The organism is Lysinibacillus sp. LZ02 (genome assembly GCF_050613145.1).
In the GTDB taxonomy this organism is placed as follows: domain Bacteria; phylum Bacillota; class Bacilli; order Bacillales_A; family Planococcaceae; genus Lysinibacillus_B.
Genome location: NZ_CP192507.1, coordinates 2,585,341 through 2,610,876 on the forward strand (window position 1 = coordinate 2,585,341; position 25,536 = coordinate 2,610,876).

Annotated in this window: 26 protein-coding genes and 1 riboswitch; of the genes, 8 read left to right on the top strand and 18 right to left on the bottom strand. The window is 38.8% G+C overall.

Features of this window, described 5'->3' with window-relative positions:
• The 16 genes from ACQQ2I_RS12675 to cbiB all read right to left on the bottom strand — a co-directional run bounded on the left by ACQQ2I_RS12675 (position 1) and on the right by cbiB (position 15,484).
• Positions 1-561: a nitroreductase family protein gene (locus tag ACQQ2I_RS12675; protein WP_431027163.1), complete on the bottom strand. Its 561-nt coding sequence runs from the start codon at positions 559-561 to the stop codon at positions 1-3.
• Positions 558-1,319: a uroporphyrinogen-III C-methyltransferase gene (gene cobA / locus ACQQ2I_RS12680; RefSeq protein WP_431030510.1), complete on the bottom strand. Its 762-nt coding sequence runs from the start codon at positions 1,317-1,319 to the stop codon at positions 558-560. Before cobA ends, ACQQ2I_RS12675 begins: the two co-directional genes overlap by 4 nt.
• Positions 1,313-1,951, bottom strand: coding sequence for a precorrin-2 dehydrogenase/sirohydrochlorin ferrochelatase family protein (locus ACQQ2I_RS12685; protein WP_431027164.1), 639 nt, complete (start codon positions 1,949-1,951; stop codon positions 1,313-1,315). Before ACQQ2I_RS12685 ends, cobA begins: the two co-directional genes overlap by 7 nt.
• Positions 1,948-3,306: a cobyrinate a,c-diamide synthase gene (locus tag ACQQ2I_RS12690; protein WP_431027165.1), complete on the bottom strand. Its 1,359-nt coding sequence runs from the start codon at positions 3,304-3,306 to the stop codon at positions 1,948-1,950. Before ACQQ2I_RS12690 ends, ACQQ2I_RS12685 begins: the two co-directional genes overlap by 4 nt.
• A 1-nt stretch (position 3,307) precedes the next feature.
• The gene (locus tag ACQQ2I_RS12695; RefSeq protein WP_431027166.1) at positions 3,308-4,435 is read right to left on the bottom strand and encodes a cobalt-precorrin 5A hydrolase; all 1,128 of its coding nucleotides are present in this window, start codon (positions 4,433-4,435) and stop codon (positions 3,308-3,310) included.
• Positions 4,432-5,208: a precorrin-4 C(11)-methyltransferase gene (cobM, locus tag ACQQ2I_RS12700; RefSeq protein ID WP_431027167.1), complete on the bottom strand. Its 777-nt coding sequence runs from the start codon at positions 5,206-5,208 to the stop codon at positions 4,432-4,434. Before cobM ends, ACQQ2I_RS12695 begins: the two co-directional genes overlap by 4 nt.
• A complete protein-coding gene (gene cobI / locus ACQQ2I_RS12705; RefSeq protein ID WP_431027168.1) occupies positions 5,208-5,915 on the bottom strand; it encodes a precorrin-2 C(20)-methyltransferase in 708 nt (235 codons plus the stop codon). The genes cobM and cobI overlap by 1 nt, the downstream gene beginning before the upstream one ends.
• The gene (cbiE, locus tag ACQQ2I_RS12710; RefSeq protein WP_431030511.1) at positions 5,912-7,111 is read right to left on the bottom strand and encodes a precorrin-6y C5,15-methyltransferase (decarboxylating) subunit CbiE; all 1,200 of its coding nucleotides are present in this window, start codon (positions 7,109-7,111) and stop codon (positions 5,912-5,914) included. The genes cobI and cbiE overlap by 4 nt, the downstream gene beginning before the upstream one ends.
• Positions 7,086-8,228 carry a cobalt-precorrin-5B (C(1))-methyltransferase gene (locus tag ACQQ2I_RS12715; RefSeq protein WP_431027169.1) on the bottom strand — a complete coding sequence of 381 codons (1,143 nt, stop codon included), beginning with the start codon at positions 8,226-8,228 and terminating at the stop codon, positions 7,086-7,088. Before ACQQ2I_RS12715 ends, cbiE begins: the two co-directional genes overlap by 26 nt.
• The gene (locus ACQQ2I_RS12720) at positions 8,203-8,868 is read right to left on the bottom strand and encodes a precorrin-8X methylmutase (RefSeq protein ID WP_391372703.1); all 666 of its coding nucleotides are present in this window, start codon (positions 8,866-8,868) and stop codon (positions 8,203-8,205) included. Before ACQQ2I_RS12720 ends, ACQQ2I_RS12715 begins: the two co-directional genes overlap by 26 nt.
• 8 nt (positions 8,869-8,876) lie before the next feature.
• Positions 8,877-9,650, bottom strand: a complete 774-nt coding sequence (gene cobK, locus ACQQ2I_RS12725; protein ID WP_431027170.1) for a precorrin-6A reductase — start codon at positions 9,648-9,650, stop codon at positions 8,877-8,879.
• On the bottom strand, positions 9,647-10,612 hold the full coding sequence (locus tag ACQQ2I_RS12730; RefSeq protein WP_431027171.1) for a sirohydrochlorin chelatase: 966 nt from the start codon (positions 10,610-10,612) through the stop codon (positions 9,647-9,649). The genes cobK and ACQQ2I_RS12730 overlap by 4 nt, the downstream gene beginning before the upstream one ends.
• A 16-nt stretch (positions 10,613-10,628) precedes the next feature.
• Complete coding sequence (gene cobJ / locus ACQQ2I_RS12735) at positions 10,629-12,254, bottom strand: precorrin-3B C(17)-methyltransferase (protein ID WP_431030512.1); 1,626 nt, start codon at positions 12,252-12,254, stop codon at positions 10,629-10,631.
• 447 nt (positions 12,255-12,701) lie between these two features.
• Positions 12,702-12,882, bottom strand: a riboswitch (cobalamin riboswitch).
• A 41-nt stretch (positions 12,883-12,923) separates the two neighbouring features.
• The gene (locus ACQQ2I_RS12740; RefSeq protein ID WP_431027172.1) at positions 12,924-13,499 is read right to left on the bottom strand and encodes a histidine phosphatase family protein; all 576 of its coding nucleotides are present in this window, start codon (positions 13,497-13,499) and stop codon (positions 12,924-12,926) included.
• Positions 13,483-14,556, bottom strand: a complete 1,074-nt coding sequence (locus ACQQ2I_RS12745) for a pyridoxal phosphate-dependent aminotransferase (RefSeq protein ID WP_431027173.1) — start codon at positions 14,554-14,556, stop codon at positions 13,483-13,485. The genes ACQQ2I_RS12740 and ACQQ2I_RS12745 overlap by 17 nt, the downstream gene beginning before the upstream one ends.
• Complete coding sequence (gene cbiB, locus ACQQ2I_RS12750) at positions 14,531-15,484, bottom strand: adenosylcobinamide-phosphate synthase CbiB (RefSeq protein WP_431027174.1); 954 nt, start codon at positions 15,482-15,484, stop codon at positions 14,531-14,533. The genes ACQQ2I_RS12745 and cbiB overlap by 26 nt, the downstream gene beginning before the upstream one ends.
• Before the next feature lie 261 nt (positions 15,485-15,745).
• Here cbiB and ACQQ2I_RS12755 point away from each other — a divergent pair, with 261 nt between their 5' ends.
• Complete coding sequence (locus ACQQ2I_RS12755; RefSeq protein ID WP_431027175.1) at positions 15,746-16,162, top strand: pyrimidine dimer DNA glycosylase/endonuclease V; 417 nt, start codon at positions 15,746-15,748, stop codon at positions 16,160-16,162.
• A gap of 79 nt (positions 16,163-16,241) precedes the next feature.
• Positions 16,242-16,844, top strand: coding sequence for a DedA family protein (locus ACQQ2I_RS12760; protein ID WP_431030513.1), 603 nt, complete (start codon positions 16,242-16,244; stop codon positions 16,842-16,844).
• A gap of 44 nt (positions 16,845-16,888) precedes the next feature.
• Here the strand turns inward: ACQQ2I_RS12760 and ACQQ2I_RS12765 are convergent, their stop codons facing one another.
• Positions 16,889-18,124 carry a helix-turn-helix domain-containing protein gene (locus tag ACQQ2I_RS12765; protein WP_431027176.1) on the bottom strand — a complete coding sequence of 412 codons (1,236 nt, stop codon included), beginning with the start codon at positions 18,122-18,124 and terminating at the stop codon, positions 16,889-16,891.
• A gap of 534 nt (positions 18,125-18,658) precedes the next feature.
• Between ACQQ2I_RS12765 and ACQQ2I_RS12770 the strand changes: the two genes are divergently transcribed.
• From ACQQ2I_RS12770 to ACQQ2I_RS12795, 6 genes are all read left to right on the top strand, one after another.
• A complete protein-coding gene (locus tag ACQQ2I_RS12770) occupies positions 18,659-18,844 on the top strand; it encodes a hypothetical protein (protein ID WP_431027177.1) in 186 nt (61 codons plus the stop codon).
• Positions 18,845-19,093: 249 nt separating this feature from the next.
• Entirely contained in the window at positions 19,094-19,996 is a 903-nt protein-coding gene (locus ACQQ2I_RS12775) for a polyprenyl synthetase family protein (RefSeq protein ID WP_431027178.1), read from the top strand.
• A 9-nt stretch (positions 19,997-20,005) separates the two neighbouring features.
• On the top strand, positions 20,006-20,167 hold the full coding sequence (comX, locus tag ACQQ2I_RS12780; RefSeq protein ID WP_431027179.1) for a competence pheromone ComX: 162 nt from the start codon (positions 20,006-20,008) through the stop codon (positions 20,165-20,167).
• The gene (locus ACQQ2I_RS12785) at positions 20,142-22,454 is read left to right on the top strand and encodes a sensor histidine kinase (protein WP_431027180.1); all 2,313 of its coding nucleotides are present in this window, start codon (positions 20,142-20,144) and stop codon (positions 22,452-22,454) included. The genes comX and ACQQ2I_RS12785 overlap by 26 nt, the downstream gene beginning before the upstream one ends.
• Entirely contained in the window at positions 22,420-23,046 is a 627-nt protein-coding gene (locus tag ACQQ2I_RS12790) for a response regulator transcription factor (RefSeq protein ID WP_431027181.1), read from the top strand. Before ACQQ2I_RS12785 ends, ACQQ2I_RS12790 begins: the two co-directional genes overlap by 35 nt.
• A gap of 623 nt (positions 23,047-23,669) precedes the next feature.
• Entirely contained in the window at positions 23,670-24,389 is a 720-nt protein-coding gene (locus tag ACQQ2I_RS12795) for a hypothetical protein (protein WP_431027182.1), read from the top strand.
• Positions 24,390-24,679: 290 nt separating this feature from the next.
• Here ACQQ2I_RS12795 and ACQQ2I_RS12800 read toward each other — a convergent pair whose 3' ends face one another.
• Complete coding sequence (locus tag ACQQ2I_RS12800; protein ID WP_431027183.1) at positions 24,680-25,522, bottom strand: helix-turn-helix domain-containing protein; 843 nt, start codon at positions 25,520-25,522, stop codon at positions 24,680-24,682.
• Positions 25,523-25,536 lie beyond the last annotated feature (14 nt).

Below are 25,536 nucleotides of genomic sequence, written 5' to 3' on the forward strand. Positions count from 1 at the left end.
CTATAACCACGTCGTCTTCTCATTAAAATGTGAGCGTTTTTTCTCCGTTGTTGGTGTTTCTGCAGGATAGCCGATAAATAATGTACCGATTACTTGTTGCTCCTCTGTCGCACCGATAAATTGGTGCATACGCTCATCATGAACAAGCCCTACACCGCGTGTACGCCATACAAAACCAAGTCCTAATTCCTCAGCTGCTAGCCACATTGACATAATGGCACTACAAACTGCAAATTCATTGTCCTTTGTTGCCCCTTCGTCTCCCACTACTTTATCCGCCGTCACAGCAATAACAAGTGGTGTCGTTTGAATCACTTCTAGCGAGCTGGCCACTAAATGAGGCTTTGTAGGGAAACGTTCCTGTAAATAGGCGTTCGCCATTTCTTCATAACGCTTTAAGCTGTCATCCTGTAATACATAAAAATGCCAAGGCTCACGCATACGGTCATTTGGCGCGTACGTTGCAGCTTGTAATAATTGCTCAATTTTTTCACGCTCTACCGGCTTTTGTTCGTATTGACGAATGGCACGGCGTTGCTGTAATTTTTCAATTACTGTCATTGCATTGTCACCCCTTCTTTAAACCATTCAATTTGCTCTCTTACTTTGACGACCTCACCAACTAAAATCATTGCTGGATTCACGATTTGCTCGTTTTGAATACAAGCCGTAATCGTTTCAAGTGTCGCCGTAAATGTACGCTGATCACTCGTTGTTCCCCACTCAATCACTGCAACAGGCGTCGTTGGTGCTTTCCCATGAGCGATTAACTGTGCTGTAATATGCGCGATATTCCCAACACTCATATAGAACGCAATCGTGTCAATGCCTTTTAAAGAAGCCCAATCTAAAAAATCTTGTCCTTTTTCTGCTCGTCCATGCCCTGTTACAATCGCAAAGCTTGTCGCAAAATCGCGATGTGTCACTGGAATCCCTGCATAAGCTGGTGCTGCAATACCTGCTGTAATACCCGGTACAATTTCGTATGGAACGCCTGCCTCTTTTAGAACAGCTGCTTCCTCTGCACCACGACCAAATACAAATGGGTCGCCACCCTTCAAGCGCACAACACAGTGCCCCTTTAATCCTTCTTCTACAAGCAATTGATTGATTTCGTCTTGGATAAGACCATGTCTTCCTGGCTCTTTTCCACAATAAATAAGGCGAGCAGTAGGTTTTGCATGCTTTAATAATTCTTTGTTGACTAGACGGTCGTAGGCAATCACATCCGCACGCTGAATACACTCTAAACCGTATACAGTAATTAGCTTCGGATCACCTGGTCCTGCCCCAACAAGATAAACGATTCCACTCACAATGTTTTCTCCTCTTGTACTAGCTGTTGTAAAAATTGCTGACATTTTCCCGTGTCGCCTTGACGAATCCATTCCAACACTTCTGGTGTAAGCAATGCTTGTAACGCTTGTTTTTTTACTTCACGATCTAGCGATTTCTCCAACAAATCAAGGCGGGCTTCCTTTAAAAAAGTAACATAGTCTGCATACGATTCATCGTACACTTCGGCTAAGTCTTCCTTTACCTTTCTTGTTAACGATGGGCTTGCACCAGAAGTAGATACCGTTAGCATAAATTCACCACGACGAACAACGGCCGGATTAATAAAATCCACATGCCCTTTCGCATCTGCTCGGCTTAGTAATTGCCAATGCTGTGTAGCTTGTTCTACTGCATCATTTACGTCTTCGTTATTCGTTACAGCAAAAATCATCGCTGCCCCGTCTAAGTCGCTCGCCTCAAACACTTTTTCGTGCCAAGTCGCTTCACCTTGCTCTATATAGGCTTGAATTTCTGGTACAATCGTTGGACTCACAATGACAATTTGCGCCTTTGTAGGTAGTAGCGATTGTAGCTTTTGTCTAGCTACATGTCCACCACCAACAATCACGACTTTTTTATAATCAATATTTAAACAAATCGGATAGTAATTCATCGACAAGCCTCCTTACAAGCTGTTAACCAGTTGTCAATCAGCTGTGGATTCGACGCAAAATGGAAATGCGTATAACCCGCTACTAAATTTTTGTGTAAATAGCCTTCCTGCTGTGCTCGGAAGCGCCCCTTTGAAAAATAAGCCGGTGTTTCACGATGTCCATCGTACGTTGAATAATGGAATTCATGTCCTTTTGCTTGTTCCGCTTCACCAATTAAAAAGTTCCCTGCCATACCTGTAATTTCACGGTAACCTAATGCCGCAAGCTTATCTTGCATGACGACCTGACCTGGAATTATGCCAAGCATCGGTACACGATGGCCACTGCGTGTCACAATCGCCTCTGTACAATACATAAAGCCACCGCATTCTGCTAAGGTTGGTAGACCACTACGAATCGCTGCTCGAATCGATTCATTTGCTTCCGTGTTAGCCGCTAGCTGTTCAGCAAACTCCTCTGGGAAACCACCACCGATATACAAACCTTGCGCTTGTGCTGGTACTGCTTCATTGGCAAGTGGTGAAAAGTAATGCAAGACGGCTCCAGCTGCCTCTAACAGCTCTAAATTTTCCTGATAATAAAAATTAAATGCCACATCTTTTGCTACTGCAAGATGGACCTCTTCTGTATGACGCTTTTCAAAAATGGCTGAAGTCGCTACAAGCGGCTCTGCCTTTGTAATTGCTAACAGTTGATCAAGATCAATAGTTTCCTCAATTTTTTGTGCAAGCTCAGCAAAATAATCATCGAGCTCACCGCGTTCAATTGCTGGAACTAACCCTAAATGGCGACTTGGTAGCGTTGGTACAGCCCCTTTTAATAAGTAGCCAATAACAGGTACATCACATTCTTGCTCAACCGCCGCTTTCACGATGTCAAAATGACTTTTACTCCCTAACTGATTCGCAATAACGCCTGCAATATGCACGTCTTCATTTAATACTTGGAAGCCTTTCACAATAGCCGCAACGCTTCGTGCCATGCTTGCGGCATTGACGATTAAAATAACCGCGCTATTTGTTAACTGACTAATTTCAGCCGTTGAGCCTGTATCTGCAAGCGGAGATTTCCCGTCGTAAAGACCCATGACACCTTCAATGATGGCTACATCTGCATCTTGTGAGGCACGACTAACAATCGTTTGAACGATTTCATGAGATAGCATCCAACTATCAATATTGCGCGATGGACGCTTTGTTACCGCCGTATGATAAGACGGGTCGATATAATCTGGTCCACATTTGAACCCTTGTACACGAAGCCCTCTATCCATCAGTGCACGCATAATTCCAATCGTAAGCGTCGTTTTTCCAACACCGCTCCCCGTACCTGCAAGGACAAATCGATTACTCATGTTATTCCTCCTCAAATTGTAGACGTGCTACAGAAATGGTAGCGTTGCCGCTCTTCTTTTTCTGTAAGCATAATTCCGTCGTTTTTGCGTAGCGCATCGCTGCTGGCTCACTGACACCATATGCCCCTGTATATTTAAACACAGTTTCAGATGGGCTTGGTAATGGCATTTCATTTAACTGTGCTGGTGTATATGTGACAAATTCCCAGTCATACTTCGCTGTCACTTGTAAAAAAGCTTCTTCGTCTTTTTTCAAGTCAATGGTTGCTAGTGCTTTGACACTCTTAATAGAAAGCTGAAGTTCATCTAGCGTTTGTAAAATAACCGACTCAATTTCTTCAAGTGATGTCCCTCGGTTGCAGCCCATTCCAAGAACAAGCGATTTCGGACGATAGATGACACCATTTTCAAGTAATAGCTCCTCTGCTGTCAATAAACGATCCGTAATAATCAAGCTGGCATTCGGCTTTGCATCGATTGCTTGTGCCATCGTGTCATATAAATGAAGATTGTCTGGCATCGGTGTATCATGCATCCACCAATCGCGCTCCCCTGTTTCTTGTACAATGGCAACAGGCTCCTCATTGACAACAGCCGCACTGACCGGTGTGAGCTTGTCCTCTGCATCCCACACCCAACCAAAACGAGCGCCAAATAAATCAACCGGAATTGTTTTTTGAACGTCTGAAGCCGTTGTAACAATAGGACGTGCACCAATAGCTTTTGCTACCTCGTTCGTTAAGGCATTCGCTCCACCAATATGCCCCGATACTACACTAATGACATGCTCCCCCTTATCATCGATAACAAGTACAGCTGGATCTTGCTTTTTATCGACTAATAACGGGGCAATCATCCGCACAACCGCACCTAATGAAATGATTAAAATCATTCCTTTATACTGTTTAAAAAGAGCCGGGAATAGCATACGAACCGATCCGTTAAATAATTGAATACCGCGAATTTCCTCGTCTCCCTGCGCAAACTTCCCCATATAATACACATCTACATACGGGAACAACGCGGCATAGCGTCTTGCATTCGCTACGCCGTGTTTCGTAATCGCAACTAAGGCATATGGCTTTTTGACCGTGATTTCTGGCAGTACGCCTTCTTGCAACTCAATCATTTCTTCACACCTTTTCGATAACCGTGTGTAAACGTTTCATCATACAATTTTGAACGGTATTCTTTTTCATGAATACTTGGATCAAGTGCCCACCCTGCTAAAATCATCGCATGCTTACGAATACCATTCACGCGCATCGCTTCATCTAATTCGATTAACGTTGTTCGAACAATCTTTTGATCTGGCCAAGAAGCACGTTGAATCACCGCAACCGGTGTATTGTCTGCCCATCCTGCTGATTGCAATTCTTTGACAATTTTCTTCGTTAACGTTGCACTTAGGAACAACGCAATTGTACAATGATGACTCGCTAATTTATGTAATTGCTCCATTTCTGGTACAGGTGTACGTCCCTCTGCTCGTGTTAAAATGAGCGTTTGTGTTAAGTCTGGAATCGTCAGCTCTGCTCCAACTGCTGCCGCTGACGCGAAAACTGAACTCACACCTGGTACGATTTCATAGCCAATCCCATGTTCTTTTAATAGCGCTACTTGTTCCATTGTGGCACCGTACATTGCTGGGTCCCCTGTATGAAGACGCACAAGCATTTTACCTGCTTTTACGCGTTCCACGATACAATCAACCATTTCCTGCAAATGCATGCCTGCTGTCCGAATGATTTCTGCTTCGGGATTTGCTTGTGCGATTAAATCTTCACTCACTAACGAATCCGTATACATGACGACATCGGCCTCTTTTAGTTTTTTCAAACCCTTTACCGTTATTAAATCCGGGTCTCCCGGTCCTGCTCCAACAATCCAAATCTTCTCCACTATTTACGCACCACCATACACGATAAATAATTTAATTCAGCATCTGCTAAATCATCTAAATTCCAAATAATTTCCTCATCTGACGTTACCTTCGTCACAACATGTGCTCGGTCGTACAGCCCCATGTCCTTTAATAAAGCAAGCATTTCTTCGATTACTTTTGCTACTTTAATAAACACAACGGCATCATGATCTTCAATTGCCTTACGCATCGCATTCATATCATCATGCGCTGGAATCATCGCCACATGCTCATCACCATCTGCTAATGGAATACCTAAGCGGTTAGCTGAACCATTAAAAGAAGAAATGCCAGGAATCGTTACAATTTGTACGTCCGGATGCATCGATTGCATCAGCTTCATTAAATGAATAAACGTACTAAATAGCATCGGATCTCCTTCTGTTACGAAAGCCACATCTTTTCCTTGTGCTAAATATTCATAAATCGTCTCAGCAGATTTTTTCCATTCGCGCGCTAAAACATCCTCATCTTTCGTCATTGGGAATACAAGACCAAGCATATCTTTTTCAGCTGGATTAATATACACATCAACAATGCGATGTGCATAGCTTTTACTACCTTTTAATTTTTTCGGATACGCAATCACAGGACACTCCTGTAATAGACGGAATGCCTTTACTGTAATTAACTCCGGGTCTCCCGGTCCTACACCTAATCCGTATAACACACCTAAATTGCTCATTGTCCTATTCCTTTCTTTGTTGCTGTAATAATAAAAATCGGATTTAGCGGCTCAAAGCGCGTCATATCCAAAATCGGCTTACTTCTCGCTAATTGTGCCTGTAAAATACTAACCTCACAATCTAGTGATTTCAGACATTCCACTGCTTTATATAAATTTTCGATCGTCGCCACATTCATAACAAAGTGACCGCCTTCTTTTAAGCGCTGGATACAAAGTGTCAGTAATTGTTCCATCTCGCCACCGTTCCCACCGATAAAGATGGCATCTGGGTCAGGGAACTCCTCTAAGCCATTTGGTGCCTTCCCTAACTTTGCCGTCACATCAACGCGAAATCGTTGCTGATTGACAAAACAATTTTCAAGGTCTGCTTCATTTTTTTCAATCGCATAAACCGCACCTTCTCGCGCAATTTTTGCCGCTTCAATCGCAATAGAACCTGTACACGTCCCAATATCCCAGACAACACTATGCTTCGTGAGCTGCATCGCTTGCAAACTGAGCACGCGAATTTCTTTTTTCGTAATGAGTCCTTTATCCGGTTTACGCTGAATAAATAATGCATCCTCAATCCCCAGTGCATACTGAGGAGGTTCTGCCATTTGACGTAAAATGACGACATTTAATGGAGAAAACGTTTGCTGCTCCATTTCATCTAAGGAATAAAAGCTACAACGCTCATTTACACCTTCTAAATTTTCTGCAACAAACGCTTCATATTCAGTTAAGTTATAGTGCTTTAAATAGCTCGCAATACTGCTTGGCGTATTATGCTCATCCGTTAAAATTGCGACCTTTTTATAGCCATCAATTTTCTGCGCAAAGCCTTTAATAGAACGTCCATGCAGGCTTGTAATATACGCGTCTTGCCACGATTCTTGCATACGAGAAAAGGCTAACTGAATAGAACTTGTATACGGATAAATTTCCAGTGGCAATTTCTTCGCTAACACACCACCAATGCCATAAAACAGCGGATCGCCCGATGCTAAAATGACAACCGAGCGAGTTTCTTCTATTAAATAGCTCGCAATTTTGGATAGTCCGCCTTTTAGGACTATTTTTTCTCCTTTATATTGCGGAAAGAAATCTAAATGGCGTTCACCGCCAACAAGCACTTCACTTTCTTCAATCCATTGTCTATATTGAGGTAATAACCCTTCAATGCCGTTATCCCCGATACCAATCATTTTCATTGATTTCATGTATGTTTTCAGCCTTTCCTAAACATTCGCCCTTCATCGAATACAGGGACGTCGACACATTGATGCCGCCCTTCACATGTGCAATGACATGGTAGCAACAGTTTTTACAGAGCTCCTCAAAAAACTGTGGCACATCATGTTCTACCATCCACTCCCCTACTTGAGAGGCTGTATTAGCTTGCAATACTTCTTCCACCAAATCGGCTGGTGCACCGGCTTTCTGTGCAAGTTGCTGTAAAAACGAAAAGCTGACAGGTGCGCTTTTGGAATGTACCATCATCACGCCCTGTGCAACTTTCGAAAATTTCCCCATCATCCCAACGAGGGAGACATTCGGAATTCCTTGTTTTTTTATATGCTTTAACGTAAAGCCGACAAAGTCACCCATTTCGATAAAGGCTTCTTCTGGTAAGTCCGGGTATTGCTGCATCGCATATTTTTCACTGCGCCCGCCTGTCGTAATGACAAGATGATCGCAGCCTGCCTCTTTCGCTACACTAATTGCCTGTACAATACTCGCCATATAGGCAGAGCTTGAAAATGGGACGACGGTACCTCTTGTCCCTAAAATCGAAATACCGCCGATAATGCCTAGACGACCATTTAATGTTTTTTTAGCAATTTCCTCACCATCTGGCACTGAAATGACTGCCTCCACACCTTGTGTAAGACTATACTGCTCCTTCACTTCATCAATCACTTGATAGAGCATTTTACGTGGTACGGGATTAATCGCTGCTTCTCCTACTGGAACAGGTAACCCTGGCTTTGTCACACGCCCAACACCAATACCACCATCAATCCGTATATCAGGTGTATTTAATAAACGAACCGTACTTTGAATGCGTGCCTTATGTGTCGCATCTGGATCATCCCCTGCATCCTTAATCGTTTCACACATCACCGCATTTTCCGTTACTTGAAAAGACTCTACTTGAAATGTTGCAAATTGACCGACTGGCAAATAAATCGTTACTTGCTCTGGTACTTCCTTTGTAATGAGCGCAAGTAATGCCGCCTTTGTCATCGCAGTTGCACAAGCCCCTGTCGTGTAGCCATGACGCATCTCAGAAGGGTCTTTTTTACTTTTCTTGTTTTGCACGTTCATCTGCTAAAATCGAGATGGCATTTAGTGCGGCTACTGTTACCGTACTGCCACCTTTACGTCCTACGTTTGTAATAAATGGGATCCCCTTTAATAAAGCTAACTCTTCTTTCGATTCAGCCGCTGATACAAATCCAACCGGCATCCCGATAATTAAATCTGGTTTTGCAATCCCTTCTTTAATTAAACGAATTAGTTCAAGCAATGCTGTCGGTGCATTCCCAATCGCATAAATACCGCCTTCATGCTCACGAACCGCTTTTTGCATCGAAATAATCGCACGTGTTGTGCCTTGTTTTTTTGCTTCTTCCCATACGTCTGGGTCTGCGATGTAGCAGTGTAAATCGCCGCCATGCTTTTGGAAACGCTTGCGTCCTGCACCACTTTCAATCATTTGTACATCTGCAATAACGTGCTTTCCACTTAAAATTGCTTGAACGCCCGCTTCTATTGCGTCCTCTGTAAACATGACACTACGTCCTAATTCAAAATCTGCTGACGCGTGAATCACACGGCGTACAACCATCCACTGCTCATCTGTGAAAGGATGCTCGCCCATCTCTTCTTTAATGATCGAAAAACTATAATCGTAAATTTTATCTGGATCTACTGTTAACGGTGTAAATGCTGTATTAAAATTCATATTGGCTGTCATTGTTTATTTCCTCCTAATTGTTGGATTGCTTGCTCTACTCCCTCAAACGTTGCATACACTTCTCCGTAAGCAATTTGAGGGCGCTTAATTAAAATAATTTCTATATTCAAATCGAGCGCCGCTTCAATCTTTTCATCGACTGAGCCGACTTTCCCACTCTCTTTTGTCACCATCAACGTGACACCGTATTGCTCATACAATGCGGCATTTAATTGTTTCGAAAAAGGACCCTGAATCGCAATAATGTCCTTTTGTACTACACCTAACGCATCACATTTCTCCATATTTTCTTTATTCGGCAGCATACGAGCTAGTAGACGAATACGCTCATCGCCTAATAAATGCTTTGTAAACGTAGCAAGTGTTTTACTGCCCGTTGTCAACATAATCGTGCCGCCTTTTTGTTTTGCTAACAGGGCGGCCTCCTCATATGTATCCACCGCTGAAATGAGTGGGTGATCATATTGCTCATTCCGTCGTTCATACCGAATATAAGGAATATTAAGAATGTTCGAAGCAGAAATCGCTTCTTTTGATGCTTCTTCTGCAAATGGATGACTGGCATCGACAATTTTATTGCAACCTAACTTTTGACAAAGCTCTACCATTTGCAGTGCATGTAAACGTCCTATATGATGCGAAATATTCGCTTCCTTCAAGCTACTAGCTGCTGATTCTGTTACGACCGTCGCGATTAACGAATGGCCCTTGTCCTGCAAGCGAACGGCTAACTCTCTCGCATCACTTGTACCTGCTAACATGAAAATCATGTTGTATGCTCCACCTTTCCATCATGTGCATGGCTGTGGTGATGATGCTCGTGGTCATGATCGTGATGATGGTCATCATGCGCATGAGGACAGTTGTAACAACGCTCCGGTGTATGACAACGCACATGGCAGTCAAAGCAGTGGCGATGAATCGGTCCATGTTCTGCTACATAAGCACGATATTTCTCCATATCGCGTTCGCCTGTTGAGCGCCCTTCTACTGCATCCATTGCACGTTGCTTTAAAATTTCCTGTAACGTTGGGTGATAGCCAAAATACTTCGCTAGCACAAACTCATGTTCCGGATATTGCTCGCTGTACTGCTGTAACATCTTATCCATACGTTCCATTAGTACACCTGTGAATAAAAAGTACGGTAGCATGATTACTTTTTTTGCACCAAGCTGAATGCAGCGTTTGATGCCTTCATCAACACGTGGTTTTGTGACGCCCATAAATGCGCTTTCTATCCATTTCACCTGTAGTTTCTCCCACAGCAAACGAGTAATTTTATAAAAATCACTATTCGCTTCTGCATCACTACCGCCACGCCCGATAAGTAAAATCGCTGTATCATCATGTTGAGCAGATGTATCGATCCCTACTTCCTGCAAGCGGTCTATTAAAATATCAAACACTTGTGGATGCACGCTAATCGTTTCTCCATATGTAAATTTCACATCCGGATACTTTTCAATAGCATCTTGGATTTCTGCTGGAATATGTAATTTAGAATGACCAGCATGCAATAATATAATCGGTACTACATATACTTCTTTCGCACCTTTTTGAATACACGCTTCAATTCCCTCTGGTATCGAAGGTCGTGATAACTCCAAGAAGCATGTTTCCACTAAAAATTGATCCTCTAAGTCTGGGCGAATTTTGTCTACAAAGCGCTGGATTTCCTCATTTCCTGCTGCTAATCGACTTCCATGCCCTACAAATAAAATGGATTTCATTTCAGTCTCCCTTTCGTTAATCACCACAAGGAGCTGGCTCTACTTCAATTTTGCAGCTCATATCGTGATACGTATAATGCAATATTTTCTTCACACGCTTGAAGTACTTGAACAAGCGCTCGTTCGGATGTGCATGTTGCTTATATTCTTCAATGATTTTTGTTAGGAGTGGCAACAGTTCCTCCGGTTCAAGCCCTTCTGCAACAGGCTGTGCCGCATGAGCTGTTCTTCCAACCGGTTTTGCCCCGATAAATAAATCAAACTTCTTCTTACGATACACAATACCAATATCATCAAAGACAGCGCGGTAGCAAGCCATTCCACATCCATTAAAGCCGACATGCAATTCCTTCGGTAGCTTCATCCCACCAAGCGTCTGCGCAATTTCCTCTGCATATGGAATGGACTCTGCTTTTTCGCCATAGCAAAAATCACACGCCTTTACATTGAGCACATCGCCAATCGGTAAAACAAGTAAGCCTGCCTCACGTAAACGAGCAACGAGCTCATTCGGCTGCTCAGTTGGCACTTTCACCAACATGCGATGCTCCGGTGTATATTCAAGCGTCCCTTGTTCGCCAACAATTTCTGCTAACAACATCATTTGTTGTGGCGTTAGCATTTTATTCGCTACACCTGGACTAACAGCAAATTCAAAAATTGACTCTACTTTTTGTTGCACTAATACAGATGGTTCACCACCGGCAAGCTTTAGTGCCATCTGTGCCATTTCCAGTGTACTTTTTTTTGGCTTTTCTGGAGCAGCCACCGTTATTTTTTCAAAACCCGTTTGCGCTTCACCTGTTTGCTGATCCAGTGCCCACGGTTCATTTTCTTTTCGTAAACGTTGGTGCGGTTTCAACGGTTGTACATCCTCACCTAATGTATATTTACGCTGATAACCACGTGGCGTAATAATTTTATTATCGTAGAAGAATGTCGATGAATTACCGACCACTACCGTTGTGAGCATGCCGATATCATGCTCTAGCATTTCAGCAAGCGTTGTTAGCACAATATTCTGACTTTCACGATAAGCACTTTTCACTAAACCTACTGGTGTTGCAGGTGAACGATATTTTAATAGAATCCGTTGTGCCTCTACAATTTGTCTTGTACGACGTCCACTTTTCGGATTATAAAAGGCAACGACAAAATCAGCCATCGCTGCTGCTTCAATACGTTTTTCAATAACTGTCCATGGTGTTAAGTGGTCACTTAAACTAATCGTACAGGCATCATGCATTACTGGGGCACCAAGCAAGCTTGCACACGAGTTAATCGCTGAAATGCCAGGGACCACTTCTACTGCTATGCCGTCCTTTTCTGTCCAGCCAAGCTCAATCAGTACTTCATACACAAGTCCAGCCATGCCATATACGCCAGCATCTCCACTTGAAATAACGGATACGATATGACCTGCCTCTGCTTGTCGCACCGCCTCCTGTGCACGTGAAACTTCCTCCGTCATCCCTGTACTAACGATTGATTTCGCCGTTACTAAATGCTCAATCAGTTCTACATATGTTTTATACCCAATGATATAATCACTCTGTTTTAATGCATCAACTGCACGTTTTGTAATATGCTCATAATCGCCGGGACCAAAGCCAACGACGAAGATTTTCCCCTTATTCAAAATGTCCCCTCCAATAAAAAGACTGTCTCACCTATACTTCTCGTACTGAAAAATAAGTTTCCCATCATAAAGCAGGTAGCCTAGCTTAAGCATCGATTTACAAGCATTTTCTCTATTCCCTCAACAGATGAGCGCTTTATGATGTTGCTTTTATATAATTTTAATTATCTGTCTTATGCGGAGATTCATTTCTTATCCGCTAAAAAAGGTGGTGTATGAGAACACCACGCTTTTTACTGACTCATCAACATATCGGCATTATGCGATGAGCCCCTTCTTTCTTCTAACTGAGGAAGATAAAATAAAAATGCGTCTAGCTAGTTATTGTCCACATGTCATACGTGTGACGCTATTTTCAATCAAAATAAAAAAGCTACCTTACGATGAGGTAGCTTGAAATGGAAACGTTAAAAAAGAACCCGCCTCCATTTCCTATCCCCCGAAGAAATGTACAGTCGTCCAGCAAGGCAGGTCTCCTGGCTTCGCTTCATCCTTTGACGTTCCTTCCCATACAAGCGTACAGTGGATTTTTCGTCATCGTCAGCGTTTACAGTTGCGGGGACAGCGACGGATTTACACCGTTCTTCCCTTTTAAACTACATATAGTAGTACCTTCACTAGAACTAATACAATATATTGTTTTATCTTAACAGATTTTAGTATAGCATGTCTTTAAATTTTCTGTAAAGTTATTTTTTCCAAATACCACTCTTCCTCATCTAAATACAAAGAAATAAAGTCCCCACCTAAAAGCATTCCCTTTTGCCATAATGTCGCCAGTGAACGCTTGTCGATTACCCATTGTAAACAGGCAATCGCTACACCGTGCGAAACAATCGCAATACGTTGCTGTGGCATGTCTTTTATACTTTGTAAAAATGCGAGTAGACGATTTGCTACTTGCTCAAATGATTCCTGTGAGTCTGGGATAAACTTTTCAGGTGCTTCGCTGTAGTATTGATAATTCAATTGTTGCTTAAGATGTGTAATTTTTTGCCCTTGCCAATCACCTAAATAAATTTCACGAAGGCGTGCGTCTGTATGAATTTCCATGTTCGGAAACATCCATGTAGCAGTTGACATAGCACGTTTTAAGTCACTTGCATAGACGATATCAGGTTGCCAGTCCACAGCCAGCGCTTGTTGTTTACCATATTCCGTTAGAGGCGAATCAAGCCAACCTTGTAATATCCCTTGCTTGTTCCACTCTGTTTCACCATGACGATAAATTCTAATTGTTTTGCACATAGTCAGTAAATACTTTCATAAACGTTTTCATTTTTTCAGGCTCCTTCATCGCAAGGCGGAACCACTGTCCGTCTAGGCCGACATAATTCTTCGTATGACGAAGGACAATTCCCGCTGACAGAAGCGTTTTAAAAAAATGATCTGGACTATATGACGATGGCAATTTAAACAACAAAAAATTAGCCGCGCTATTTGATACTTCGCATGCATAATCTTTCAAAAAGTTTGTCATTTCTTCCCGTATTTGTGTGCTGCTTTGTCTCGCTTGTACAACATACCGGTCCTCTTCCAAGCAAAGACACCCTACCTGATTAGCTATTCCACTTACGTTCCAATGTGGGAAAAAGCCCGTAAACATGAACGCTTTTTGACTGACAATATAACCGAGCCGAATCCCTGCTAATGCATACATTTTCGTCATAGAGCGTAACACAATTAAATTCTCGTACTTTTCAACAAGTGGGATTACACTTTCTGCTTCATCTGTCCAATCCATAAAGGCCTCGTCCACTACTAAAGTACAACTTACTTTTTGCCCATATTCAAGTAACGACTGAATGGCCATTTTCGTTGTCAATGCACCTGTTGGATTATTTGGATTGCATAAATAGACCGCATCAACCGTATGCATCGCTGCCTTCACTTGTTCCATTGAAAATGTATATGTACAAATATCTTCTACTACAATCGACTGAATCGTCACATTTTCTTGCAGTAAAGTTCGTTTATATTCCGAAAAAGACGGCTCAATTAATCCCACTATTTCTCCGTTAAAATAACGAGCTAACACCATTAAACATTCGGCTGCACCATTACCAACAATAATGTGCTCAGGCTTTACATTATGGAACATTGCAACCTTTGAACGAAATGGCTCCGCTTGTTCATTTGGATATGCTGCAATTTGACTGATTAGTGATGGCCATGCATGCTGTACACTTGGCGGGACACCTATTGGATTGACATTTTCACTTAAATCAATGATTTTGTTTGGCATCTGTATACGAAGTGCCTTATAAAGAGCATCGGCATTAGCCCCATGTGCTGGATATTGCAATGATAATTCCCCCTACTACAACTAAAAAATAGAGTGTGACGACATACATTTGTTGAATCGATTGTACAATATGGCTACGATTCATTTCAAAAACAAGCTGCCCCATATACGCACGAAATGATTTTTTACCACCGTATACATTCTCACCGCCGAGACGAATACCAAGCTGTACAGCCGTCGCTGCCTCTAAATAACCGCTGTTTGGACTCGGGTGCTTCCTAGCATCCCCTATCCACTGTGCAAATCGATAAGTAAATGGCTTTTGGGCAACAGCTTTTGTGCCAATAAGCAATAAAAAGCCTGTAATGCGGCTCGGAATGAAATTAGCGACATCGTCTAGCTTTGCGGCGACAAAGCCAAAATCATTATAACGCTCATTTTTATAGGCAATCATCGAATCCAGCGTATTAATGGCCTTATACACCCACGCACCTGTTGCGCCAAATAAAAGAGCGTAAAATAATGGTGCGGTTACACCATCACTCGTATTTTCAGACACTGTTTCCACAACACCGCGCACAATTTCACTTTCATCTAAATGTTCCGTATCCCGGCCAACAATCCACCCGAGCTTTTCACGTGCTTCTTTGAAATCTTGTTGTTCTAATGCGCGGTATACAAGCATCGCCGCTTCCTCTAAGCTTTTTTGTGCTAGAGCCAAACTAATGAGTATAACCTCTATTGCAATACCAAATGCCCAGTGAACAGTGTAACTGAGCCAAACAATGCCACCTACAACAAAACCCGTTGTTAAAACGGTTACGACAACAGCACAGAAACCTTTATATTTCCGCGCATTCCCCTTATTCCAATGCTTTTCTAAAAAAGCAATTAACCGCCCAATCCATATAACTGGATGTGTCCACTTTTTCGGATCCCCAAATAACCGGTCTACTATTATTCCCATTATACCTATCACAACCGTCACAAAACATCACCTACTTCTTGATAAATATCATCACTATACTATAGATTACATCATTTTTGTATATCATTTATGTGAAGAAGAAGTTGTAAGAAGTTAAAGAAGCAATCTATGTTGACGCATTAAAAAGCGATTTACCTACTCATCATGCGGAAATTAACAAGCAGTTATTTCCAATTATATAGTGTTGAATATACAAGGAAAATGTTTATAATAGTTGCTATTGAATAGTTCATTTTTCTTCAGTCTAAAGGAGGTTTTAATATGCGTTTATGGCATCAAGATATGATGGATCTTCTCCCAAAATCGCAGCTTCTTGCACAATGGCGGGAACTAAATAGTATTTTTGCCAAAGAAGATCGACACATTTTAATTAACTATATTTATGAATACCCTAAAGAACATCTGTACGCTTACACACAACTAGTTTTACGTGAAATGAGTGAGCGTGCCATAAAAATACGTACCGTTGATAAAATGAATCATTACTTTAAAGACATTGACCCTACAGTAAAAATTGAAAAACCATTCCACAATCATCATAACGATACGTATTTTGAAATATGTTATTTTAACTTAAAAGAAAAATATTTGCGTGGACAAAAAGACTTTGAGGAGTCACGTTTTCAAGCGCTCGATACACGATACAAATCTGTTCAAGCAAGAAAAGACATGGTATGATGAACCTTTAGGACAAGTATTTCGTCGTAAGGGATAGTCTATGTTTTGGAGTTGATTGAATTTGTTAGATACAATCGTTATGCCAATGATTGAATTTTTTAAAGGGTTAGGCTACTTCGGTGTGCTTTTAGCGCTTTGTTTTGAATTTATTCCTGCTGAAGCGGTGTTGCCACTTGCGGGATACTGGATTTCACAAGGAGAATTCAACTATTATTTAATGGTACTTGCCGGTACAGTCGGTGGTACAATTGGCCCGATTACACTATATGCACTTGGTCGTTATGGTGGCCGTCCACTTGTTTTAAAGTACGGTAAATATTTTTTAGTTAATGAGAAACAAGTAAATGCAGCAGATAAATTTTTTGCCAAATACGGTGCAGGGGTTGCTTTCTTCGGTCGCTTTATGCCTGTTGTCCGTACCGCGATTTCCGTCCCATGCGGCATGGCGAAAATGTCACTTGCGAAATTCTCCGTCTATACATTTTGTGCTATGTTGCCCATCACAGCGCTTTACGTCTATTTAGGGGTAAAGCTTGGAGAAAATTGGGAACAAGCAGGTCCATTATTTAAACAATATTTACAACCTTTCGTTATTGTAATTGTTCTATTAGCTGTTATATACGGTGTCTATAAATATCGTCAAAAACTATTAGAACGCCGACTCAATATGAAAGACAAATAAACGAAAGCCTCCCTGAACATAAAGTGCAGTGGAGGCTTGTTTCATTAGGTCATAATTTCTTCATACGTTTGGCGAATAAAGTCCGTGTAGTATGTGGATGCAAATGATTCCACACTTTTTTCCGCATATAAAATATCGCGTTTTGCTGATTCTATATCACCAAGCTTTTTATACATTAACGCCCGGTATGCAACAAAGCGATAAAATATCGCTAAATCAACTGGATGCTTTAAATAGTTAGGTGCTTTAATTCCTTCACAAATAGCTAAAGCTTGTTCATATTTTTCTAGATGATACAGTGCAATCGCTTCTTCCATCAGGAAAAGATCTTTCGTTTCATGGATAGACACATCTTGTTGTGAATAGATTTCTTCATTTAATATAATTAGCACTTGTTCATAATTTTTCTCTACAACGCTTATATAATGCACTTTGCAAAATAAATAATAAAAAGCCTTTTCATTGTCTTCCGCAAGTTCTGTCATTAATTGCACCTTTTTAAAATACTGCTTACTCACTTCAAATTCATGGTCACATATTGCCTGTATAAATAACAAGCGATAAAAATCGTCCATACGGTAGTAAATTTTCTTTTTTTCTGCAATTTGAAGCATCTTTTCTTTATACAATAAACCGTTTTTCACATCATTTACGGCATAGTACATAACCGTTAAGTTGTAAAATAAGCTGATGCGACTAATATCATCCAAAATGAACCAATACGGCTCGATTCGTTTTTCCCCTTGCTTTAACATATCCAGTGCCTTTTCATAATCTTTTCTTTCAAAGGCATACCAACATAAAAAGTTATAACAGCTAAGTAAACGGCTATACGCATGTACACCTTCATACCAGTTCATAACGTCATACAATGCTTGTTCATCTAGCTTGTTATTGATAAGCGTCAAGGAAATTAAATAGATTTCTTTTAGTCTTATATGTTCATAACGATCTGTCTGCAATTTATTTACAATAGGATTAATTTTATCGATGATGATTTGTGCACGCACTTTATCATCTGGGTGATCATTTAATTGCACACGCATTTCTTCCACTTCTAACATTAACTCTTTAAATGACTCAATTTCTTCACCAAGTAATGCCGAAACATCTACTTGAAGCTGCTGTGCGATATAATGCAAGCTTTCCATAGAAGGCTGTGCTTTTCCATTTTCAATTAAACTAAGCATTCCCTTCGTTAAACGCTCCCCTGCTAACTGTGCAAGTGTTAATTTGCGTTCTTTTCGAAGGTGGCGAATGCGACTCCCTAAATCCTGCATGTCACAACCTACTTTCATTGTTCTTTAAAAATATTAAACAATTTTTAACGAAATAATTCAATTAGGAGACGTTGTATTTTAACAAGGTTAAACAAAATAGATCCGACATATGTGGGGTTTATCGGCTCTTATTATGTTACTACGGAAATAGATGAGTCTTAAAAATGAACGGTACTGACATTTTACGTCCGCAACTAATCGCTTTAATTAAAAGTAAGAGCCGCGCGCATTGAAATACATTGATTTCCACTACGGCTGACTCGTTTTCCGCAGGTACAGCTGAAGTCGAGTCTCCTCCGCTCCAATCAATAAGCAAGCCCCTTTTATCAACAACCCCACTAAAAATCACGCTTATTTTTCCACTAATATTTTATACTCAACACATCTAAGTAAGAGCAAATATTTTTAATCTTATTAATGGAAATAGATTATTTGGATGCAAACTCATGCGAATTTACTAAGAAGGCTCATTGAACGAGAACAGCCGACTGTTAGAGACCTACTTTCTAGACCCGAAGTAATTAGCTCGGCACAGTGGAAGATCCGATTGTAGAAATTACGAAATGGGACGAAGCAGAAGCATTAGATGGATTTATTGCACTTCCTGGTGGATCAATGAAATCTTTAGACCTCTTTTTCAAGCAATTAATGCCGATGTTATCTGAAAAAGGATTATTTAAAAAGCCTATAACGGAGACACATTGCGACAACATATGGTGAATTATTGAAAATCCAGAGGGATATACAAGACTCTGGCAGAAGAAGCCTACGTACGTAACATAGCGGAAGGAGGAATTAATAATATCCTCCTTCTTTTTCATTTTATTATCCATTTCACCGACATCAAAACTTATATTTTGTAGTTTTATGTAAATAAAACAAGAATAATTTGTATTAAAGTAGAAAATTATATGGAAATTTTATGTTTTTTTATATATTATATCCATTAAGGGGGGGTGGTTCAAGAAATTGGAGGAATTAAATAAAGAGATTAGTATTTTGTTAGATAAAATCATTGCTACTGAGGAATTAATTGGAGACGAATTAAGAAGTATACTACAAAGCTTTAAAACGGAAAAAGAAACATTGGGTTTTCACTTTGGTACCTTGTGTATCATTCATTATGAAGAGTATGCAGATCACTTTAACCAAGATATTTACAAAATAGCTGCTGCAATTGAACTGCTTATTTTATCATTTGATATTATTGACGACTTACAAGATCACGATAGTGATTATTTATGGGTAAAAACACCTGAATTATCGCTAAATGCAGTTCTAGCAATGATGATGATAACGCTTAAAGTAATGCGTCAAAGTCATTTTGAACATCGAGAGCTCGCCTTTCAAATAATTGAAGAATACACTTTACTCAGTATCAATGGTCAACAACTAGATTTACTGAATATTTGTCAAGATGAATCCTCTTATCTACAAATGATCGAGCAAAAATCTGGTTCTCTTACGGCGATGAGTTGCTTAGTAGGTTTCACTCTTGCTTGTGGAGAGAAATCAGTACAAGTTGAACAATATGCGAAATCTATCGGTGTTATACAACAAATTAAAAATGATATTCAAGATTTAAAAGAATGGGACTGTAAAAATGATTTATTAAATAGGAAATATTCGTTACCGATTATTTATCTTTTTTCATTGACGAATGATATTTCAGAAGAGATAAAAAAATATTACGCTCATCAAGAAGAAATCATTTTAGCAAAACCGAATATCATCGAAGCACTAACAAATAGTGGCGCGATCCGCTACGCTCTTGCGATTAAAAATCTATACCGAAATCAAGCATTAACCATGATTCAAAACATCAATATGAATGCAGCAAATAAAGAGTATTTAAAAAAAATAATGAAATGAGGAAAAGCCATGATTAAAATGATTCAGTTTTTACAAGAAAATGCAAATATTGTAGAGTTATTAAAAGAGAAGAAAATTTCTTTAGTAGGCGTTACTGAAGCGGAAACACAGGCTATGTTAGCAGCTTTTGAGGAAGAGCTGAACCTTGAAAAATCGAATTATTGGCAATAAAAATTTTCAGTACAATTCATTTTGGTTGCTGATTTGCGTTTACCTTATTTTAGGAATATATGTACTTTACGTTTCTTTTGTAACTCCTTTTGTAAACATTGATTTAAAACAACAAGATGAACAATGGAAAATTGAATCTATAGGTTACAAAAAGTGGGCTAACAATGAAAAAATTTCTATTGGGGATATTGTATTAAAAATAGATGGAATCCCTACACACGATATATCACGGATACAATATGATCCATCAATTCGAGGAGCAACTGAATTATCTATTTTGAAATCGGATGGTTCTCTCTTAACTATTGATATTCAACATACGGATATATCTCAAGAATTTTATATGCTTTTTGTATTGCCGAGTATTTACTTCTTATTAGCATTATGTGTCTCATTTTATTTGTACTATTTTAAAAGACATGTACCATATGTAAACTTTTTAATTTATTTTATTCTTATAGTATCCTTAGCCTATATTAGCAGTGGCGCCTCTGCAAAATTAGACAGCATCGGGATTATTGTAAATAGTAGTTGCTTACTTCTTTGCCTTGTTTTATTGCTGAATTTCCTAAAATATTACTTTTTATTTTTAAACATTAAATGGCCATTTATTCAAAATACGAATTTTTTATACATAATCCCTTTGTTTTCTACTTTTTTGGGAGTAATAAGACCGTTCTACCCATCATTTGGTTCAGTCAGCCCTCTTATTATTCTTGCTCTATTTATATTTTTACTTTCAGTTATTTTATTCATTTTAACCTACAGCTATATTAAGTATAAATCCACACCGCTAACAATATTATTTTTAGGTTTGGTTGTACCACTTTTACCATTCCTAGTGCTTTTTGTATTGCCAGAAGTTTTATTTAAAAAATCGATTGTTAATGCCGATATTTGTGCTTTGTTCTTACTATTGATCCCCTTCAATATTATTTTTATACAACTAACCGAGCGCTTATTTGACATTGTTTACCACGTTTCGCGTTTTCGTTATTATTTTACCCTTGCACTATTTTTCACATGTTGGTTAATTGGGAGTATCTATTTAATCACAGATATAGCATTAGTTAAACTATTTGAGATTACTCTGCTTCTACTCACTTCAATCACTATTTTCTTATACATTAAGGAAAAAATTGATTATCGTGGCCGTAAAATATTATTTTCTACTAAAGGAGATCATATTCACAAGCTATATCAAACGATTGATAAATTAGGAAAATCCTATCGTGTAGAGCAAATGCTACAGTTGTTAACAGAAGAAATCGTCTATCATTTAGAAGTAAAACAAGTCGCCGTCATCACATACGATTTTACAACAGGCCAGATGACATCTACAAACGACCATCTTACTTTAATAGATGACTTATCGATTCAGAAGCTACGTCTTGGTGAAATCACAAGAAAAGAGCATGTATATTTAGCTTTAATTCATCAAGATACTCACTGTAAAAGATGGCTAATTATTGACCATGAGCAAACGATTCGCTTAAGAGCAGATGAATTGTTATGGCTAGAACTATTACTTACATATACCAATACTTTTATTGAAAGTACTAAAGTAATTGAAGAACTAGTAGATGAACTACAACAACTGCGGCAAGTAGATGGAAAAGAACCAACATGGCTTAAAAAATTAGTTTGGATAAGAGTAGATGATGAAAAGTTTCAGTTAGCACAAGAATTACATGATACTGTTTTACAGGAACATTTGCATATCGCCAGACAAGTAGATGGGGTAATATATGAAGAAGATTTATTAGTTGTTAAATCAAAATTAAAAAATCTACATGAACAAATGATTATATCGATTCATAGTTTAAGGACATATTGTGAAACATTAAAACCTCCACTCTTAGCAAATATGGGGTTAAATGCTGCACTTGAAAGGCTTGGCGAGCGAACAGCGAAACGAGCAAGCTTCACACTAACCACACAGTTTGATCGACTATATTTAGAAGATGAGCAATTAACTTTAGTCATTTATCGCATTGTACAAGAGCTATTAAATAACGCGTTAAAACATTCGCAGGCAGAAACTGTCGAACTCTATCTTCAAGAGCTAGATAATGGATTTGAGTTAATCTATCGTGATAACGGTATCGGTTGTAGCTTATCAGAAATTTGGCATGGTGAATCAATGGGGTTACAAGGGGTACAAGAAAGGGTAGAAGCTTTTAACGGACAGATGACAATTGATTCTAATGTGAATGAAGGCATGTCTATTCAAATTAAAATCATTGAAAGAAGTGACGTACTTGATTTCAGTATTAATAGTAGATGACCATCCTATTGTTTTACAAGGTTCGAAAAGTTTGTTTCAAGGATTAAATGATGTATTTATTGAAACAGAGGAAAATGCAACAAAAGTTCTCAGCAGAATGCAGAGTACGCATTTTGATGTATTTTTAATCGATGTAAATATGACAATTCAAGATGGTATTTCCCTAGCAGCAGATATTAAAACGGAGCAAGAAAATGCACTCATCATTTTATATACAGGTGATGATATCCAATCTTATTATCCATTACTTATAGAAAAAAAAATTGATGGCATTTTATCTAAAACTGCTTCACAAGAAAAAGTCATCCAAACCATTCGTTCCATTATGAATGGGGATTTAGTTTTATCTACTGATTTTATTGATTATATTACGAATAAAATGGTTGATAAATATGACAATCTAAAGTTAACCAATAAAGAAAAGCAACTTATGGTCATGCTTATACAAGGCGATACAAATAAGATGATAGCCGATAAACTTTGTGTCACCCAACGTACCGTTGAACGTTATTTAACACAGCTCTTTACATTACTTGATGTCCCCTCTCGCATACAAGCGATTGAACTTGTAAAAGAAAAAAACTTACTATAAGTTCCCTACTACTATATAACTAGTACCTATTTATCTTCGTAATAGGTGCTAGTTATTTTTTATAGACGGATATCATCCTTCAATGGGCGATTCCAACACTACTATGTACCAATTACATAATATGGCTAAATTTTCGGTATACCGACAGAAAATTTGTCGGTTGTAATGTCGGTAGATCGAGTGCTAGGATTGAGATAACTTAATGAAAGTTATTATTGTTATAGCATAGACTATGAGTAAGATTTACTTATATTTTTCACTTTAGGGAAGCCAGTAAATATTCAAACTAGTTAAGTCACCTAGAATATCATGAAGAACACGTTATAAAGGAGCAATTGAAATTTAATTGTCCTTTTATTGATTGAAGTGACAGTCGGCAAGTGTAATTGACACCGTATTCATCTCCAATTATGAAATCCATTGTAGTAACAACTATAAATTTAACCTAAGTACTCCAACGTCTACTTCAAACAACACTACTAGTACTATTATTGATTTACCAAAGATCCACACTCCCCCTTGATCATGCTATTTAACTGACTTCCCTCTTGTAGAATTGAAAATACTTTATTCCTCTTACAAAAATGAGGTAATATAAATTATTTACTAAAAAGGAGTAGATTATGAAATTTCAATCATTAGGAAATGTAGCATCTATTATCGGTAGATTAATGGAGAAAAACGTAGTTCCTATTAAAACAGCAATGTCTAATAAACAGAATAAAGGTATTAGTGAAATTAATATCTATGATCCTATTTTAGCAAATCAACTCTATATAGATCGAAATCATAATTTAACAATTCGAAGCAACAAAGTGTATAGTTTAATGACAGATTACGGGTATGTAAATTATCACTTAATTAATGATAATGGCTATAACTATGTGAAAATAGATCACTTTGATCATGAAGTATCGGATGAGCAAAGAGTACATTTAGAGCGCAAAGGTCAATTTTTAAACGAGCTTCAATGGTTTGCTGAATTCAGAGATCTTAACGTCTTTTCAGTGTTTTTTGAAGCTGATGAAATTTTAAAGGAGTTCCAACAATTTGGGATTAATCCTAACGAACATTTTACAATTAATAATCGCTCTACACGCTACCGCATTGATACAAACGGTGTAATTTATAATGTGGATTTAGAGAGCAAATCGACACGTGAAATAGACTGGCGTATATTTGGTTATGATGAACATTCAGTGTTTATAGTACAAGGGACAGAATATCGGATTGGTGAAGATGGAAAACTACCCTTGCCTAAGGATTATGTGCATAAACATGAAGAGTTTGAAATTACTGGAGGGCCAACTTCTAAAAATTTCACCTCTAACATATTGAATTAAGCCCATAGAAAATGCATCCAAACGGTTGTTTATTTTATTATGAGTGTTGTTATATTAGATTTAGAGAGGGGGTGTCTCAAAATATCTTTTCAAACGCCCCCTTCCCTCTTACTTGAATTATCTAACATTCAGGTTAAACAAAAAATCGTATTCCTTCTTCTAACAAGCTTCAAGCAGCATCAACCGAGTAAACAAAATAAGCAGGCTCTATCTATGCTTTATGTCGTTTTTAATACAAACCTCACTATATTTCACAGGTCAATTATATGTAATGTCGATTAACCGTTCGCCTACAACCCATACAGAAATATCGATTGATTTTGTACATTTTTTCGATACTCACTTGGCGACAGATGCATTAGCTTTTTAAATACCCTACTAAAATAGAAACTATCTTGATAGCCCATTGCTTCTGACACTTCCGAAATGGATAATTCACTTAAAGCTAGTAACTCCTTCGCCTTCGATATACGATACTTCGTTAAATATTGAATCGGTGTTAAGCCTATTACTTTTTCAAATAAATGAGCAATCCTTCTCCGATCCACTTCAAACATATCCGCTATCTCACTAATTAAAATTTCCTCTGCGTAGTGCGTATGAAAATATTCCAATACTTTCGTAATGACATGTAACATCCCATCATATTGATTATTTCGAGCTCCATTTAAAATGGTTTGGATTAAGTTCATAAAAATAACTTGTAACTCAAAACGAGAAAAGTAATCTGGGTGCCCATTTTTGCTTAACAGTTGCTGTACACTCGCTATAATAGCTGTCATGTCATCTACAGTTATCGAAAACTGCTTATGTAAAAGCTGCTTAAACTCTTCTTGAGCTTGCACAATTTTATAATGCACAACAACATAAGTTAAATCCTCATCAAAGGTTTTAATCTCGATATCCATACTAGAACCAGCATGGATAATCGCATTAGTATTCAGCTTATATGGGATACCATTGAGTGAAAAGCGTGCCTGTCCTTTTAGTGGAATGACTAGCCCACATATTTGATGATCTGTTTTTCGATTTGCATCCATTTTTCGTGCAGGTAATGTACTTATAAAAACATTCATGAATTGAATAGATGATGTGGCAAAATACTCTATTAACTCATTTGTTGTAACATTCATCACTTTGTCCCCAT